The 13,717-nt window shown below is 70.3% G+C and carries 16 protein-coding genes; 8 read left to right on the top strand and 8 right to left on the bottom strand.

Going from position 1 to position 13,717, the window contains the following annotated elements; translation table 11 throughout:
- Nucleotides 1-30: 30 nt before the first annotated feature.
- Nucleotides 31-579 carry a YciI family protein gene (locus ACQEV2_RS22555; protein WP_433054702.1) on the bottom strand — a complete coding sequence of 183 codons (549 nt, stop codon included), beginning with the start codon at nucleotides 577-579 and terminating at the stop codon, nucleotides 31-33.
- A gap of 46 nt (nucleotides 580-625) precedes the next feature.
- Here ACQEV2_RS22555 and ACQEV2_RS22550 point away from each other — a divergent pair, with 46 nt between their 5' ends.
- On the top strand, nucleotides 626-1,084 hold the full coding sequence (locus ACQEV2_RS22550; RefSeq protein WP_433044335.1) for a GNAT family N-acetyltransferase: 459 nt from the start codon (nucleotides 626-628) through the stop codon (nucleotides 1,082-1,084).
- A gap of 42 nt (nucleotides 1,085-1,126) precedes the next feature.
- Here the strand turns inward: ACQEV2_RS22550 and ACQEV2_RS22545 are convergent, their stop codons facing one another.
- Nucleotides 1,127-1,921 carry an SAM-dependent methyltransferase gene (locus ACQEV2_RS22545; RefSeq protein WP_433044332.1) on the bottom strand — a complete coding sequence of 265 codons (795 nt, stop codon included), beginning with the start codon at nucleotides 1,919-1,921 and terminating at the stop codon, nucleotides 1,127-1,129.
- A gap of 248 nt (nucleotides 1,922-2,169) precedes the next feature.
- Between ACQEV2_RS22545 and ACQEV2_RS22540 the strand changes: the two genes are divergently transcribed.
- Nucleotides 2,170-3,465 (top strand): FG-GAP repeat domain-containing protein, encoded by a 1,296-nt coding sequence (locus ACQEV2_RS22540; protein WP_433044329.1) that lies wholly within the window; start codon nucleotides 2,170-2,172, stop codon nucleotides 3,463-3,465.
- A 30-nt stretch (nucleotides 3,466-3,495) separates the two neighbouring features.
- On the opposite strand, the gene ACQEV2_RS22535 is transcribed toward ACQEV2_RS22540, so the two are convergent.
- From ACQEV2_RS22535 to ACQEV2_RS22520, 4 genes are read right to left on the bottom strand one after another with little or no spacing between them, the layout of a single operon-like run.
- A complete protein-coding gene (locus tag ACQEV2_RS22535; protein ID WP_433044326.1) occupies nucleotides 3,496-4,107 on the bottom strand; it encodes a hypothetical protein in 612 nt (203 codons plus the stop codon).
- A 14-nt stretch (nucleotides 4,108-4,121) separates the two neighbouring features.
- Nucleotides 4,122-4,862: a hypothetical protein gene (locus ACQEV2_RS22530; protein ID WP_433044323.1), complete on the bottom strand. Its 741-nt coding sequence runs from the start codon at nucleotides 4,860-4,862 to the stop codon at nucleotides 4,122-4,124.
- A complete protein-coding gene (locus ACQEV2_RS22525; protein WP_433044320.1) occupies nucleotides 4,859-6,160 on the bottom strand; it encodes a hypothetical protein in 1,302 nt (433 codons plus the stop codon). Before ACQEV2_RS22525 ends, ACQEV2_RS22530 begins: the two co-directional genes overlap by 4 nt.
- Before the next feature lie 5 nt (nucleotides 6,161-6,165).
- Nucleotides 6,166-6,471: a hypothetical protein gene (locus ACQEV2_RS22520; RefSeq protein WP_433044317.1), complete on the bottom strand. Its 306-nt coding sequence runs from the start codon at nucleotides 6,469-6,471 to the stop codon at nucleotides 6,166-6,168.
- A 189-nt stretch (nucleotides 6,472-6,660) separates the two neighbouring features.
- Between ACQEV2_RS22520 and ACQEV2_RS22515 the strand changes: the two genes are divergently transcribed.
- Nucleotides 6,661-7,032, top strand: coding sequence for a squamosa promoter-binding protein 15 (locus ACQEV2_RS22515; RefSeq protein ID WP_433044314.1), 372 nt, complete (start codon nucleotides 6,661-6,663; stop codon nucleotides 7,030-7,032).
- Between the two features lie 59 nt (nucleotides 7,033-7,091).
- The gene (locus tag ACQEV2_RS22510) at nucleotides 7,092-7,748 is read left to right on the top strand and encodes a DUF5701 family protein (protein WP_433044311.1); all 657 of its coding nucleotides are present in this window, start codon (nucleotides 7,092-7,094) and stop codon (nucleotides 7,746-7,748) included.
- Here ACQEV2_RS22510 and ACQEV2_RS22505 read toward each other — a convergent pair.
- Together ACQEV2_RS22505 and ACQEV2_RS22500 are read right to left on the bottom strand one after the other, a co-directional pair.
- Nucleotides 7,745-7,918: a DUF397 domain-containing protein gene (locus tag ACQEV2_RS22505; RefSeq protein ID WP_433044308.1), complete on the bottom strand. Its 174-nt coding sequence runs from the start codon at nucleotides 7,916-7,918 to the stop codon at nucleotides 7,745-7,747. The genes ACQEV2_RS22510 and ACQEV2_RS22505 overlap by 4 nt on opposite strands.
- Nucleotides 7,919-7,929: 11 nt before the next feature.
- Nucleotides 7,930-8,775, bottom strand: coding sequence for a helix-turn-helix domain-containing protein (locus ACQEV2_RS22500; RefSeq protein WP_433044305.1), 846 nt, complete (start codon nucleotides 8,773-8,775; stop codon nucleotides 7,930-7,932).
- A gap of 192 nt (nucleotides 8,776-8,967) precedes the next feature.
- Here ACQEV2_RS22500 and ACQEV2_RS22495 point away from each other — a divergent pair, with 192 nt between their 5' ends.
- The 4 genes from ACQEV2_RS22495 to ACQEV2_RS22480 all read left to right on the top strand — a co-directional run bounded on the left by ACQEV2_RS22495 (nucleotide 8,968) and on the right by ACQEV2_RS22480 (nucleotide 13,704).
- Entirely contained in the window at nucleotides 8,968-9,381 is a 414-nt protein-coding gene (locus ACQEV2_RS22495) for an ATP-binding protein (protein WP_433044302.1), read from the top strand.
- Nucleotides 9,382-9,557: 176 nt separating this feature from the next.
- Nucleotides 9,558-11,051 (top strand): VCBS repeat-containing protein, encoded by a 1,494-nt coding sequence (locus tag ACQEV2_RS22490; RefSeq protein ID WP_433044299.1) that lies wholly within the window; start codon nucleotides 9,558-9,560, stop codon nucleotides 11,049-11,051.
- Between the two features lie 87 nt (nucleotides 11,052-11,138).
- Nucleotides 11,139-12,572: an FG-GAP-like repeat-containing protein gene (locus ACQEV2_RS22485; protein ID WP_433044296.1), complete on the top strand. Its 1,434-nt coding sequence runs from the start codon at nucleotides 11,139-11,141 to the stop codon at nucleotides 12,570-12,572.
- 103 nt (nucleotides 12,573-12,675) lie between these two features.
- Nucleotides 12,676-13,704: a Yip1 family protein gene (locus tag ACQEV2_RS22480; RefSeq protein WP_433044293.1), complete on the top strand. Its 1,029-nt coding sequence runs from the start codon at nucleotides 12,676-12,678 to the stop codon at nucleotides 13,702-13,704.
- Nucleotides 13,705-13,717: the final 13 nt, after the last annotated feature.

Raw genomic sequence — 13,717 nt, 5'->3', positions numbered from 1 at the left:
CGCCGCCTCCCGCCCTCATCCCCCAGCTCCTCATCGCCGCCCGCCGAACTCCCAGTCGTGCACCTCGATCTCGGCATACCGGTCCACGGTCAGGACGGCGCGTGCCGTGTCCGGATCCGGGGCCCTGAGCAGCGCGACCGTACCCAGCCACCTCGTGCCGTCGTCCGACAGCAGCGGCCCGTACGCGATCAGTTCGTCCCGGTCGGGCGGCACGGTGAGGTCGGTGGCCTGCCCCGTGCCGAGGCCGAGCACCAGGTAGCGGTTGCCGCCTGTCCGGCCACCGGGGAAGTCCCACATGGTGCGGCCCAGCAGGTTCCGCCACCGGCGCAGCAGCACGTCCCGGTAGACGCCGGCCTGGTAGTTGGGCTCGTCGAAGGCGAAGGCGCGGGCGGCGGCGGGGTCCGGGAGGTCGACGATGTGCACGCTGCCGCTGGGCGTCTCGCCGTCGTCGGCGAAGGTCGGGCCGCGGGCGATCAACTCCTTGGCGTAGCCGTCCATGTAGGCCCAGTGCGCTTCCCCCAACTCCTCGCGCAACTCGACGGAGCCGGACCGGTCGCGGTGGTAGCAGAAGAACTCCATGCGCTCAGTCAAGCCGGGCGCACCCCGACGCGCTAGCGTGCCGATCATGGCGGACTGGGAGATACGGCCCGCCTCGGCGTCGGACGTCGAGGCGGTGGCCGAGTTGCGTGCTGTCGTGCTGCGGGCGGATCTGGAGCGGCTCGGGCGGTACGACGAGCGGCGGGTGCGGCAGCGGCTGCGGGACGGGTTCGAGCCGGCCCACACCTGGGTGATCGAGGTGGGCGGCGTGTTCGCCGGATGCGTGGCGCTGCGACCGGCCGAGGACGCCCACTGGCTGGAGCACTTCTACCTGGCCTCGCACCTCCAGGGCAGCGGTATCGGTTCGGGCGTCCTGCGGCACCTGCTGGAGCGGTGTGACCGCAGCGGCCTCCTCGTCCGGCTCAACGTGCTGCAGGGCAGTCCGGCCCGACGGCTGTACGAGCGGCACGGATTCACCGTCGAGACCGAGGATCCGGTGGACGTGTTCATGGCCCGCCGCCCGCACACCGCCGCCATCAACAGCTGACCGCGCCCGCCACTCACGGCCAGCGGCCGACCACCCCCGCCGCTACGGCTTCCGCCCCACCCCACCGAAGTCGTCGACCTCCGCCGGCACCTGCTCACCGTCCCCGCTCGGGCGCCACCGCGAGACGGACACGAGACCGGGCTCCAGCAGCTCAAGCCCCTCGAAGAACCGGGCGAGCTCCTCCGGGCTGCGGTTGACGCGGGGGTTGTCGCTCGCCTCGTTCCACTGCTCGATCATCTCGCGCATCTGCTGGGGGTTGATCACCTCGGTGTCGTCGCAGAGCACGAGGTAGCTGCCGGAGGGCAGCGCGTCCACCAGGCGGCCGACGATGTCGTACACGGTGTCGTCGGTGATGTGGGCGGTGATCCCCAGCAGGATCAGCGCGACCGGTTGCGTGAAGTCCAGGGTCTTGGCGGCCTGTTCCAGGATGGTCTCGGGTTCGCGCAGGTCGGCGTCGATGTAGTCGGTGGCGCCCTCGGGGGTGCTGGTGAGCAGCGCCTCCGCGTGGGCGAGCACGACGGGGTCGTGATCGACGTAGACGATCCGGGTTTCGGGGACGAGCCGCTGGGCGACCTCGTGGGTGTTGTTCGCGGTCGGCAGGCCGGTGCCGACGTCCAGGAACTGCCGTATCCCGGCCTCGCGGACGAGGAACTCCACCGTCCGCACGAGGAACGCCCGCTGGGCCAGGGCGATGTCGAGGATCGCCGGATTGGCGCCCGCGATCTGGTCGCCGACCTGCCGGTCTATCTCGTAGCAGTCCTTCCCGCCGAGCCAGTAGTTCCAGATCCGGGCGGAATGCGGCACGCTGCTGTTGATCAGCGGACGTTCAAGTGACATGGAAGCTCCCCGAGTTGGCCGGATGTCACCCACAACCTAACCCCGCGGACCGCCGCCCGCCCCGGAGACCGGACGGTGCGGGAAGGCGGGGAGGCGGGAAGGCGGCGAGGCGGAAATGCGGGAAGCCGGCCTGGCCGATAATCCCCGCAACCCGTGCGGCAATGCGTGCACAGGACTGTCACCCCTTCTCGAACGCGTGCATCATTACCCAGTTGTTGTCCCTGGTGCTGACGAGGTGAGCGGTGCGCATGCGAAGAGCCGGGCTGGTTACGGCGGCCCTGAGCACCACCCTCCTGCTGACGACGGCCTGCGGCTCCACGCAGCACGACGAGCCCGAGGCGACCCGGCACACGCCCCTCGCGATAGCCGACGCCCCCGCCAAGCTCCCGGTCCCCCGCGGCAAGGGCAGCGAGGTGGCGGACGACTTCAACGGCGACGGCCACCGCGACCTCGTCCTCAACGACCTGGTCAAGGCCCAGGCCCACGCCGACGACGCGGGCATCGGCATCGTCTACGGCAGCGACCGCGGACTCACCCCCGGCGCACGGCAGCTGCTCAGCCCCAAGCGGCAGGCGGCCCCGACGAAGGGCCAGTTGCCGGCCGTGTTCGACGCGGAGGCGACCTGCGACCTGGACGGCGACGGCTTCACGGACCTGGTCGTCTCCACCGACCCGCCCTACGACGGCCAGGGCCGGCCCCCGGTCCCCCTCCAACTGCTCTTCGGCTCCCCGAAGGGCCTCACCGGCAAGGCGGTCAAGCTCACCATCCCCGCCGCCGCCCGCGCCGGCAACGACTGGCCCGACCAGCCGGTGTGCGGCGACTTCGACGGCGACGAGGCGCAGGACCTGGTCGTCCACGCGTCGAACGGCCAACTGTCCTTTCTCCGCGGCCCGTTCACCCGCAAGGGCACCCCGCGAGCGGCCGGCGCACCCGTCCCGGCACCCGGCAACGCCCCCACGGGCCCGTCCGCCGACGTCAACAGGGACGGCTACGACGACCTGGTGATCCGTACGACGGAGGGCACCGGCTCCTCGGCCCTCGTCCTCGGCGGCCCCACCGGACCCACCCGCACGGGCGTCACCCTCCCCTCCGGCATCGACGTCGCCCTCGGCGCCTTCGGCAAGGCCAAGTCCACCCTGGACGCGGCGATCGGCTCACCGGGCGGCACGTCCCTGCGCTACGACCTCCCGGCCACCGCAGCACGCGGCACCCTCGACGTCCCCGGCTCGGTGCTCGACGCCGCCGACTTCGACGGCGACGGCGTCAGCGAACTCGTCTCCAGCGGCTCGCGGTTGCGGATCTTCCATGGCCGTACGGCAGGACTCGCGACGGCGGGCATGGTGACCGTGGAGCCACCGGCCCAGGGCACGACGCGTGTCGTGACCGTCGGTGACTTCGACGGGGACGGGCGGGCGGACCTGGTGGTGCGGACGTACGTCGGCGAGACGAAGGACACGGTGGCCGTGTATCCCGGCGCGAAGAAGGGGCTGGTGGCGGCGGAGCCGTCGGTGAGGTTCTCCAGCGCGGAGTTCCTGGCGCCGTAGGGGACGCAGGGGACGCAGGGGACGTCCGCGTCAGTCGGCGACGCGTGCGCCGATGGCCCGGGCGCGGCGGCGGGCTTCGGGGCTGAGGCCCTTGCGGCGGGGCGAGGTGCGGTAGTCATAGGCGGTGGGCTGAGCGAGGCAGGCCAGACCGCGCAGGCCGGGCTTGGCCACGACACAGGCGAAGCGGGGGTCGCCCGCGTACCAGAGTTCCTCGTCGTAGCCCTTCAGGGCCGCGTAGGTCCAGGACCGGAACAGCCCGGCGTTCACCTTCAGCGAGACCGTCGTCTCCGGACGGTCGGGGTCGGGCAGCACGAACACGGCGTTGCCCTTGTTGACCCGGACGGCGCCGGGCTGCTGACGCCAGGGGTAGACGGTGAGGATGCGCCATATGCGCCACCCGCGCGCCAGCCGGCCGAGGGCCAGGACCATGGCGTACATGATCCCGAACAGAACCAGCACCATGGGAACGACCGCGGCCACGGGCAGGAGGAGCGTGACGTACAGCGCGCCCCACCACAGCGCCACGAGGCCGATCGCCTTGACCAGTCGCCATGCCGCCCAGCGGAGGAACGCGGGTGGGGTGCCGGGTGTGTCCCAGGCCGGCGGTCCGTCGAAGCCGTGCTTGCTGGGGTTCGTGATCATCTGGGTGTCCCGGGTCAGCCGAAGTCGGAGGCGATGTCGTTCGCGATGCTGCCGGGGCCGTCGGCCTCGTCACCGCGTGCGGCACGCTCGATCTCGGGCAGCGGATCGTGGAAGGACACCGTGTACGCGATGCCTTCCATCAGGTCGCGGTAGTGCTTCCGTGAACCCACGGCCGTGGTGCTCAGCGTCAGGACGCCCAGCTGTGTGCCAGAAGGGGCCGGGATGTAGAGGTTGCACTGGTAGACCTCCTGGCTGGGCATCCCCTCCAGGACCGGCATGGTGATCATGGTGTCGGAGATCGTCGCCGGACGACCGCCCGGAAGCGTCAACAGCCCCACGTTCTCGGCAGATTCGCGCAGGGACACGGCACGCACCGCCGTGACCTTGGCCGGGGCCCACTCGATGTCCGTGAGCGCCACCGTGAACACGGACGAGGCGGAGGATCCGTCGTCCGCGTAGTGCATGCCGAGCGAGCAGGCGATGACGCCTTCGCTCCGCATCTGCTTGGCCATGAACCGGACGTCCCGCAGCGCTCCCGTGTACCGGTCGCGCTGGTCCTCGGGGGCGACCTCCAGGATCAGTGCGAGCGCCTGCTCAAGATACGTCTCCTGCTCGGAGCCCGGCTGGGGATCGAGAGCGTCGATGGGCACGTCGACGAAGGAGTCCGGCAGTGCGTACCAGATCTTCGAGCTCGGGTCCCTGGCCGTGTCGTCGATGACCAGACGCATCGGAACCTCGGCGGCTTCCTGTGTCATCGCAACACCGCAGCGACGTTGCGGACGACCGAGTAAGCGCCGGGGCCGTCGAACAGACCCGCGCGGGCCGCGTCGACCCCGGTGGCCGTGTTCTTGCCGCCGTCGCTCTTCAAAGCGTCGATGTTCTCGGCAGCCAGCCCGTAGCCGGCGGTGACGACACCCGCGACCGGCGAGACATAGTCCATGCCCGCTCTGACCGCCTGGCTGCCCCCCGCTGCCTTGGCCACCAGGTCTCCGACGGGATTGAAGGAACCCGCGGACGCGATCCGGCCCGCGGCCTTGGCGGTGTCGTCGGCGAACCGGCCGAGGAACTGCCCGGCGCTCACGGCCTCGGAGGCGAACCTCGTCGACTGGATCGCGCCGTTGAGGCCACGGCTCACGGCGCCCACACCCGGTACCGCGCCCAGGGCGTCACCCACGAGCCCCACCGAGTTCTCCCAGAAGTCCGCGTCGAACTCGCCCTTGGTGAACCCGTCCGCGAGCGACGCCCGCACCTTGGGATCGGAGAGCCGGGAGGCCATCGTCGCCAGGCTCAGCGCACCCGCGGCGAGCAGCATCGCGATCCCGAACGGCCCCGTGCACAGCAGCGCCAGCAACCCCGCCACCGCCGCCAGCACACTGAGGATGTTGGTCAGGTTGTCCCCGATCCAGCTGAGCGCCTTGCTCAGCCACCCCGGCTCCTCGGGCGCCAGATCCTTCGTGGAGTCCTTCAGCTGCTTCGCGATCTCCCGCGCCTGGTCCTCGTGCGTCCCCTCCAGCTCCCGCGCCTTGCGGATCACTTCGTCGAGGGCGCCCTGCGCGTTGTTGACGGCGGTGACGGCGTCGTTGAGGCGGGCGTTGGCCGCGTTCAGGCGGGCCTGGGCGGCCTGCAGCTCGGGGCCCTCCTCGAAGGTCTGCCCCGCGAGCTTGAGGTCGGGGTCCTGCTTGGCCGTCTCGTGCCGGGAGTTGGCGGCCTTCAGGTCGCCCTTGTGGTCGGCCGCCTCGGCGTCGTACTTGGACGCCAGCTCCCTGCGGCCGGTCAGCCCGCCGTGCCAGGCGCCGAGGTGACCGGCGGCCTTGGTCAGCGAGGTGTGGGCGTCCTTCATGTACTTCGGCAGGTCGCCGTCGAGGGCCTCGCGGAAGCCGACGGCGGCGTCGCCCTCCCAGAAACTCGACTCACCGAGCAGCTTGTCGATCTTCTGATACGCCGTCTGCAGCGCGTTCGCCGAATTGACGAGCTGGGTACGGAGCTTCTCGACCTCGCCCGGCTCTCCCGGCACGGGATTCCAGCCAAGGTGCACATACGGGTTCTGTGCCATCGCGATCACTTCCCCGCGGCCGCGGCGCGCTTGAAGCTCTCCTCCAGGGAGGTCTCCACTTCGCGGTAGTTGTCCGTGTTCTTCTGGAGCCCCTCGGTGAGCTTGCCGATGCGCTCCTTGATCTGCTCGTTGCCGTACTTCCAGCGCTCCTGGAACGCGTCGCACGCCTCGTCCAGCTCCGGCGTCCCGATCTGGTCGGCCCGTACATGCTGCAGAGCGGTCCGGACCTGCTCAAGGCTGTCGTGGGCGCTGTTGAGGTCCTTGGTGAACGCAGCGAGCTGATCAATATCGGTCTTGAAGTGCTCCCCCACGCAGGTCCTCCCCGTTAACGCTTCGCGCTCGCATCGGCAAACGACGGCGGCCGTCGAATGGCCAGATCATGCCATGGAAGGGTAAAGAGACCACGCCGGGATCACGGAATCCACACGAATCGGTTCGGGCGGCCGAGCGCCTCGAAAAGCGCTCGCTCGGTTGGTTCGTGTGGAGGTACAACGAGTGCCATGAGTTGGGTTGCCAATGTGATGATCTCGGCCGATTCCGCCGACGGGACGAACGTCGAAGCCCTCAATGGCTGGCTGCGCGACGAGGCCGGCGTCGGCCACCTCAATCTCACCACCGACCAGGATCCCGGGTGGGGCGGCTGGAAGTGGCCCGAATGCAGGGTGTGGGCGGGCGCCCTGAACCACTGCGATCTGGCTGCTCTGCGGAAACGGGTTGCCGAGACGCCATGGCGGGAGCCCAACGTGGTGCAGCTCTTCGTCATGGACCAGGAGGAGTCGTTCTTCCGTCTGTGGATGATCCGAGGCGGCCAACTGAGGCAGTTCGCGCCCCTGGAGCCGTCGGAAGAGGATGCGGACTTCTATCTGACCTGACGCCCCCACGACCCGAAGGCCCGAAGGCTCGACGGTCCGACCACAAACCGAGGAGGATTGTGCCCGATACGTCGCCCAACGCCACCCTGCCCCCGCTCCCGCCCCTCGCCACCCAGGCGGAACACCTGATCGCGCTCGGCGTGCACGAGCTCGCGGGGATACCCGCCGACGCCATGCGCGCCTTCGCCGAGAACACCCACGGCGGTGACGGCAACGCCCTGCTCGCCGTCCACCCGGAGCGCGCCCCCGCGTCCGCCCTCGCACCGCTGCTCCGTCACGACGGCAAGCCCGGCTTCGTCGTCGTCGACATGCCCGACGTCGACGACTTCGCCCCCGACGCCGTCGAGCTGCCCCATGCACCTCTCTACGTCGTCACCGGCGTCGACCGCGGCGACCACATGGCCAACTGGAGCCCGGAGGAGGCATTGCCCGCCCTCACCAAGGAGGAACGCACCCCGCTGCTGCTCACCGAGGGCATCCACTGGGTGCTCCAGCAGCCGGCGGCCCTCGAACGCAACCGCTGCTTCATGACGATCGGCTCCCGGCTGCGCAAGGCGAACGGCACGTTGGACGCTCGTACGCCGGCGATCTGGATCAGCAACGGCACGGGGCGGGACGGCCGAGAGCGGCGCAACGCCCCGAAGGTGGGCTGGTGCTGGTGGGGCAACCGGCATACGTGGCTGGGCTTCGCCTCCGCGACGGGGCGGGGGCGCTAGCGCAGGTGACGTATGAGGGCGGCGAGTCCGGTGGGGGTGGTGGTGATCATCGTGTCGGGCTCGTCGCTTTCGCGGAGGAGGAAGGAGCCTTGGAGGGAGGCGAGCTCCACGCAGTCGGCCTCGGCGTCGCCGGAGAAGGACGACTTCTGCCACACGGGACTCTCTGCCATGTCGGCGCCTTTCACATCTGCTGAGCCAAGCGGTGAATGAAGTCCTTCGACTCTACGATCCCCAAGGCCGCCTTCTGCACCGCCGCGAAGGCCCTCCGATACCGTTCGAGCTGCGCCTCCGCGTCCAGAAAGTTACCGCCGTGAGGGGTGTCCATCAGCACAGTGTCCAGTTGAGGAACAGGGCCGCCAAGAATCGTCGGGGCGAAGCCCACGCGGAAGTTGTCCACATCGAACGGCACCACGCGCACGGTGACTTGAGGACGCTCGGCCTGTTCCAGGATGTGCTTCAACTGCCTCCGAGCCACTCCGCTGTCAGCCTTCTTGATACGCAAGGCCGCTTCGTGGATCACCGCCTCGTACACGAAGTCATCCCGATCGAGGACCTCCTGTCGCCTGCGCCGGAACTGCACACGTAGCTCGCGCTGCTCCTCGGGCGTCCCCCACGTGCTGTCGTTGTACGACGCCCGTAGCTGTTCCCCACTCTGCAACAGCCCGGGGATGTACACGATCTCGAACGTCCTCAAGTGCCCCGTGTGGTGCTCCAGTTCCGCGAGGTCAAGATGCCCCCGGGGGAGTCGCCCCCGATACTCCTCCCACCAACCACGCACCCGCTCGGTCGCCATGACCTCCAGCGCCTCGACGAGCGGAGTCCCGCCGGCCCCGTAATGGCCAGCCAAAAACCGTACGCGTTCTGCGCTCACACCGGCGCGCCCCGCCTCCACGTTGGAGAGCTTGCCCTCGTTGATTCCGGTTGCGCGGGCTGCCTCCCGAAGGCCCAGCCCAGCTCGCTCCCGGAGCTTGCGCAACTCCTTGCCGAGGCGCTCCTGCCGAATGGTGATGACGCTCCTGGCGACCATCTGCCCCTCCTCTCCCATGAGTTGAGTACACGATATTCGGGGTCGAGCTTGACCCGAGTCAAGCTCGACCCCTACCGTCGGTGACGTCGCAACCACTCCCCGGAGCGGAAGTGCATCACCGCGCCCTGCCCTCAATCACCCGCGCGGTCGACGGAGCCACCGCCCACCACTCATCCACCCCAAGGAGCCCTCATGCCCTCGTCCTGGGAATACACCCTCTACATCCCCCACGACCCCCGAGCCGTAGCCATCTCCCGCCGCACCCTCGCCGACATCCTCACCACCCACCACCTCCCCACCCTCGTCGAACCCGCCCAACTACTCGCCTCCGAACTCCTCACCAACGCCCTCCGCCACACCACCGGCCCCGCCGCCTTGAAGCTCCGCCAGTCCGGCCCCTCGTTCCGCCTCGGCGCCTGGGACACCGACCCCACTCCCCCGACCGAAGCCCCCTGGCAATCGGACGACGACGAACCCGGCGAAACCGGCCGCGGCCTCCACCTCATCCACGCCTACGCCGACGACTGGGGCTGGTTCCAGGTCAACGGCCCAAGAGGCGGCCACGGCAAGTACGTATGGTGCGAAATCGGCGCCAAACCCAAATAGCCCCTGGCGCCTCGAAGAATCCCCGAACTCACATACAACCCTGACGCCCCACCGCGAGTCTCCTGATCGCCAACCGTCCGTGAACCCCAGGCCAACTCCCGGCCAACACATACGGACAAGGCACCCCAACGACTGCGATGCCACCCAGGCATCCCGCATGCCGCAGGAGAACCCGCATGCACAAGCTCCACCCGCGCCGCACGGCACGACTCGCCCTCGCGACGGCCACCGCGGCCGCGCTGACGGGCGGTCTGCTCACCTTCACGGCGGCGACGGCGACCGCCGCCGACTCGACCGCCGTCCCGCACGCCGACTTCAACGGCGACGGCATCGGCGACGTGGCCTTCTCGGCCCAGGACGCCTACGTCGGCGGCAAGAAGGCCGCCGGCCAGCTCGTCGTCCTGTACGGCACCGGCAGCGGCGTGTCCTCCGCCAAGCGCAGCACCGTCAGCCAGAACACCACCGGCAGCCCGGGTACCGCCGAGTCCGGCGACTGGTTCGGCGTGGACACCGCGTACGCCGACTTCAACGGCGACGGCTACGACGACCTCGCCGTCGGCTCCCCGGGCGAGGACGTCGGCAGTGACGTCGACGGCGGCGGCCTCGCCATCCTGTGGGGCTCGGCCTCCGGCATCACCGGCAAGGGCGTCACGGTCGCCGACCCGGCGCCCACCTCCCACGACCGCTGGGGCAGGACCCTCGCCGCCGGCGACTTCGACGGGGACGGCAAGGCCGACCTGGCCGTGGGCAGCTCGGCCGTCACGGTCCACGTCTTCAAGGGCGGCTTCAACTCCTCCGGCACGGCCGGCGGGCGCTACACCGTGAAGCCCCCGATCATGGGCGGCACGGGCGGCGGCCCGATGAACCTGACCGCCGGCAACATCAACGGCGGCCCGGAGACCGATCTGGTGGTCGACGGCTTCGAGACCGAGACCGGCTACGGCTGGAACCGCAACTACTTCATCCCCGGCAGCGCGAGCGGCCTGCAGGGCTCCCAGGCCACGGCCCTCAAGCCCGGCGTGATCACCGCGGTCGGCGACATCGACAAGGACGGCTACGGCGACATCGTCAGCGGTGCCTACTGGAACGCCACCACGGAGGACGGCACGACCGTCCCGGACTCCTCCAACGGCGGCAAGGTCTGGGTGACGTACGGCTCGGACGGCGGCCCGCAAACCTCGTCGGCCACCGGCATCACCCAGAACACCGGCAACGTCCCCGGCACCTCCGAGGGCAACGACTACTTCGGCTACGAGCTCGACCTCGGCGACGTCAACGGCGACGGCTTCCTCGACCTCGCGATCGGCGTCGCGGGCGAGAACATCGGCAGCGCCGTGGACACCGGCGCGGTCACGATCCTCTACGGCACCGCGGACGGCCTGAACACCGCCTCGGGCGCCCAGTCCTTCGCCCAGAGCACCGCGGGCGTCCCGGGCGAGGACGAGAGCGGCGACCGGCTCGGCATGGACGTCAAGCTCGACGACGTCACCGGCGACGGCAAGGCCGACCTCGTCGCGGGCTCGGGCGAGAACGACGGCAACGGCGCGGTCCTCTACCTGCCCTCCGACGGCACGAAGATCACCACGACCGGCGCCCGCACCATCTCCCCGAGCACCTCCGGCGTCTCGACGACGGGCGCGCCGTACTTCGGCTCGAACTTCGCCGACTGATCGGCCGTACGCCCCGGTCGTACGCCTGGACAGGCCGGGCCCGTCCCGCCACGGGCCCGGCCGCCCTCCCCCTCTGGAGCACCCACCTTGCGCAAGCGCACCCTCCTCCTCGCCGCCACCCTCACCACGGGCCTCCTCACCGCGCTGCCCGCCACCACCGCCTCCGCCGCCCCCTCCGGCCTGTCCGGCGACTTCAACGGCGACGGCTACCGTGACGTCGTCATCGGCGCGCCGCTCGCCCCGGTCGCCGGCAAGAGCGACGCCGGCTACGTCGCCGTGGTCTACGGCACGTCGAGCGGCCTGGACACCGGCAAGCGGCAGATCATCAGCCAGGCCACCGACGGCATCCCCGGCGTCCCCGAGAACTACGACGACTTCGGCGACCGTCTGACCACCGGCGACCTGGACGGCGACGGCTACACGGACATCGTCGTCGGCGTGCACCGCGAACGGATCGCCGCGACCGACCAGTTCGGGGTGCTGACGGTGCTGTGGGGCGGCGCGACCGGCATCAAGTCCGGCACCGACATCACGTCGCCGCTCCCCCAGTACAAGAACGAGCTCGGCTGGTCCGTGGCGACCGGTGACTTCGACGGCGACGGCGACACCGACCTGGCCACGGCGAACGTCGCCGCCCCCGGGCTCAACATCTTCCAGGGCCCGATCTCCCGTACCGGCGCCGCCACCGGGCTCGTCGGCATCGACACGCAGGAGCAGACCGGCGTCAGCACCGACAAGCTCGTGGCGGGCGACGTCACCGGCGACGGCACGTCGGACCTGCTGGTCATGGGCCAGGAGGAGATCACCGGCGGCTACCGCACCCGCAGCGTCCTGTACAAGGGGTCGGCCTCCGGCCTGACGGCGGGCCCCAAGGTCGCCGGCGGCTACGACGCGGTCATCGCCGACGTCGACAAGGACGGCCACGGCGACATCGTCACCGGCAACTTCATGGAGAAGTCGACCAGCGAGCCGAACGGCGGCCTCGGCGGCGCGATCACCGTGACGTACGGCGCCTCGGGCGGCCTGAGCACCCGCACCCCGGCCCGTATCACCCAGGACACGGCGGGTGTGCCGGGCGCAGCGGAGAAGGACGACGCCTTCGGCTGGAGCCTCGCGGCCGGAGACACGAACGGTGACGGTTACGCCGACATCGCGACCGGCGTCACGCACGAGAGCCTGAGCGGCAAGTACGCCGCCGGCTCGGTCGTGGTCCTGCGCGGCTCCGCCTCCGGCCTGACGGGCAGCGGTGCCAGGTCCTTCTCCCAGGACACCAGCGGCGTCCCCGGGACCGCCGAGGCCCGCGACGCCTTCGGCCACGCGGTCTTCCTCACCGACACCGACAAGAACGGCCGCGCGGAGCTGATCACGAGCGCCATCGGCGAGAACGACGGCGCGGGCGGGGCCTGGGTCCTGAAGGGCACCTCCACCGGCATCACGGCCACGGGTGCAAAGTCCTTCGGCAGCACCACCCTGGGCGGCCCCTCGGGCCTGACCTACTTCGGCGACGTACTGGCGGGCTGACCCGCCGGTGTGAACTCCCTCAGGGGAGAAGTAACCGGTGTGAACTCCCTTAGGGGAGAAGTAAGGGGAAGGCGTGCCAACCCCCTTAGGGGATGTTGGGGGGATGTCACAGCTCGGCCGCAAAGCCGGGCCCGAACCACTGGGCCCGGCACGCGAATCTCCGGGACCAGGTACGTTCGAAGACGTGGCTGGATTCAGGATCGGACGCGGCAGCCGTAACCACGGCACCCCGCAAACGCGCCCCCAACAACCTCCGTACGGGCAGCAGGCGCCCCAGGGACCGCCGTACGGCTCTCCCCCGCCGCCGCAGCAGCCGTACGGCGGCTCGCGCGGCGGCGCAGGCGGCTGGCCGCAGGCGAACGGCGGCGGTGGCTACGGCGGTTACGGCGCCGGCGGGCACGGTGGTCATGGCGGGCACGGCGAGCCGGAGTACTTCGGCGACGGTGGCTACCCGCACGGCTCCGGTGGCGGCGCCCCGGACCCGTACGCGGCGAACAACCCGGGCCACACCCAGGCCTTCTCGGTCGGCGAGGACCCCTACAGCCAAGGCGAGACCTACCAGGCCGGCGCGGCCCCCGCCGCCCCGATCGGCCCCCGCCTGCACTGGAAGGACCTGCTGCGGGGCATCGTCCTCTCCCCCGCCCAGACGTTCCTCCGGATGCGGGACTACACGATGTGGGGCCCCGCCCTGATCGTGACCTTCTTCTACGGCCTGCTCGCGGTCTTCGGCTTCGACGGCGCGAGGGAGGACGCGATCAACGCGACTCTCTCGAACGCGGTCCCGATCGTCCTGACCACGGCGATCGCGATGGTGCTGTCCGCCTTCGTCCTGGGCGTGGTCACCCACACCCTGGCCCGCCAGCTCGGCGGGGACGGCGCCTGGCAGCCCACGGTCGGCCTCTCCATGCTGATCATGTGCCTCACGGACGCCCCCCGCCTGGTCTTCGCCATGTTCGCCGGCGGCGACGCGACCTTCGTCCAGGTACTGGGCTGGGCGACCTGGGTGGCGGCGGGCGCCCTCCTCACCCTGATGGTGTCCAAGTCCCACGACCTGCCGTGGCCGAAGGCCTTGGGCGCGAGCGCGATCCAGCTGATCGCGCTGCTGTCGATCGTGAAGCTGGGCACGTTCTAGTTCTGACGCGCAC

The organism is Streptomyces sp. CA-251387 (assembly GCF_050936625.1).
GTDB lineage: Bacteria > Actinomycetota > Actinomycetes > Streptomycetales > Streptomycetaceae > Streptomyces.
The sequence above is the reverse complement of the archived record's forward strand: the minus strand, read 5'-3'. Positions and strand labels throughout refer to the sequence as shown.

What these genes read in the sequence shown, in the direction of transcription:
- ACQEV2_RS22555 (WP_433054702.1), bottom strand. Translation starts at nt 579, where the DNA reads ATGGAGTTCTTCTGCTACCACCGCGACCGGTCCGGCTCCGTCGAGTTG.
- ACQEV2_RS22550 (WP_433044335.1), top strand. Translation starts at nt 626, where the DNA reads ATGGCGGACTGGGAGATACGGCCCGCCTCGGCGTCGGACGTCGAGGCG.
- ACQEV2_RS22545 (WP_433044332.1), bottom strand. Translation starts at nt 1,921, where the DNA reads ATGTCACTTGAACGTCCGCTGATCAACAGCAGCGTGCCGCATTCCGCC.
- ACQEV2_RS22540 (WP_433044329.1), top strand. Translation starts at nt 2,170, where the DNA reads ATGCGAAGAGCCGGGCTGGTTACGGCGGCCCTGAGCACCACCCTCCTG.
- ACQEV2_RS22535 (WP_433044326.1), bottom strand. Translation starts at nt 4,107, where the DNA reads ATGATCACGAACCCCAGCAAGCACGGCTTCGACGGACCGCCGGCCTGG.
- ACQEV2_RS22530 (WP_433044323.1), bottom strand. Translation starts at nt 4,862, where the DNA reads ATGACACAGGAAGCCGCCGAGGTTCCGATGCGTCTGGTCATCGACGAC.
- ACQEV2_RS22525 (WP_433044320.1), bottom strand. Translation starts at nt 6,160, where the DNA reads ATGGCACAGAACCCGTATGTGCACCTTGGCTGGAATCCCGTGCCGGGA.
- ACQEV2_RS22515 (WP_433044314.1), top strand. Translation starts at nt 6,661, where the DNA reads ATGAGTTGGGTTGCCAATGTGATGATCTCGGCCGATTCCGCCGACGGG.
- ACQEV2_RS22505 (WP_433044308.1), bottom strand. Translation starts at nt 7,918, where the DNA reads ATGGCAGAGAGTCCCGTGTGGCAGAAGTCGTCCTTCTCCGGCGACGCC.
- ACQEV2_RS22500 (WP_433044305.1), bottom strand. Translation starts at nt 8,775, where the DNA reads ATGGTCGCCAGGAGCGTCATCACCATTCGGCAGGAGCGCCTCGGCAAG.
- ACQEV2_RS22495 (WP_433044302.1), top strand. Translation starts at nt 8,968, where the DNA reads ATGCCCTCGTCCTGGGAATACACCCTCTACATCCCCCACGACCCCCGA.
- ACQEV2_RS22490 (WP_433044299.1), top strand. Translation starts at nt 9,558, where the DNA reads ATGCACAAGCTCCACCCGCGCCGCACGGCACGACTCGCCCTCGCGACG.
- ACQEV2_RS22480 (WP_433044293.1), top strand. Translation starts at nt 12,676, where the DNA reads ATGTCACAGCTCGGCCGCAAAGCCGGGCCCGAACCACTGGGCCCGGCA.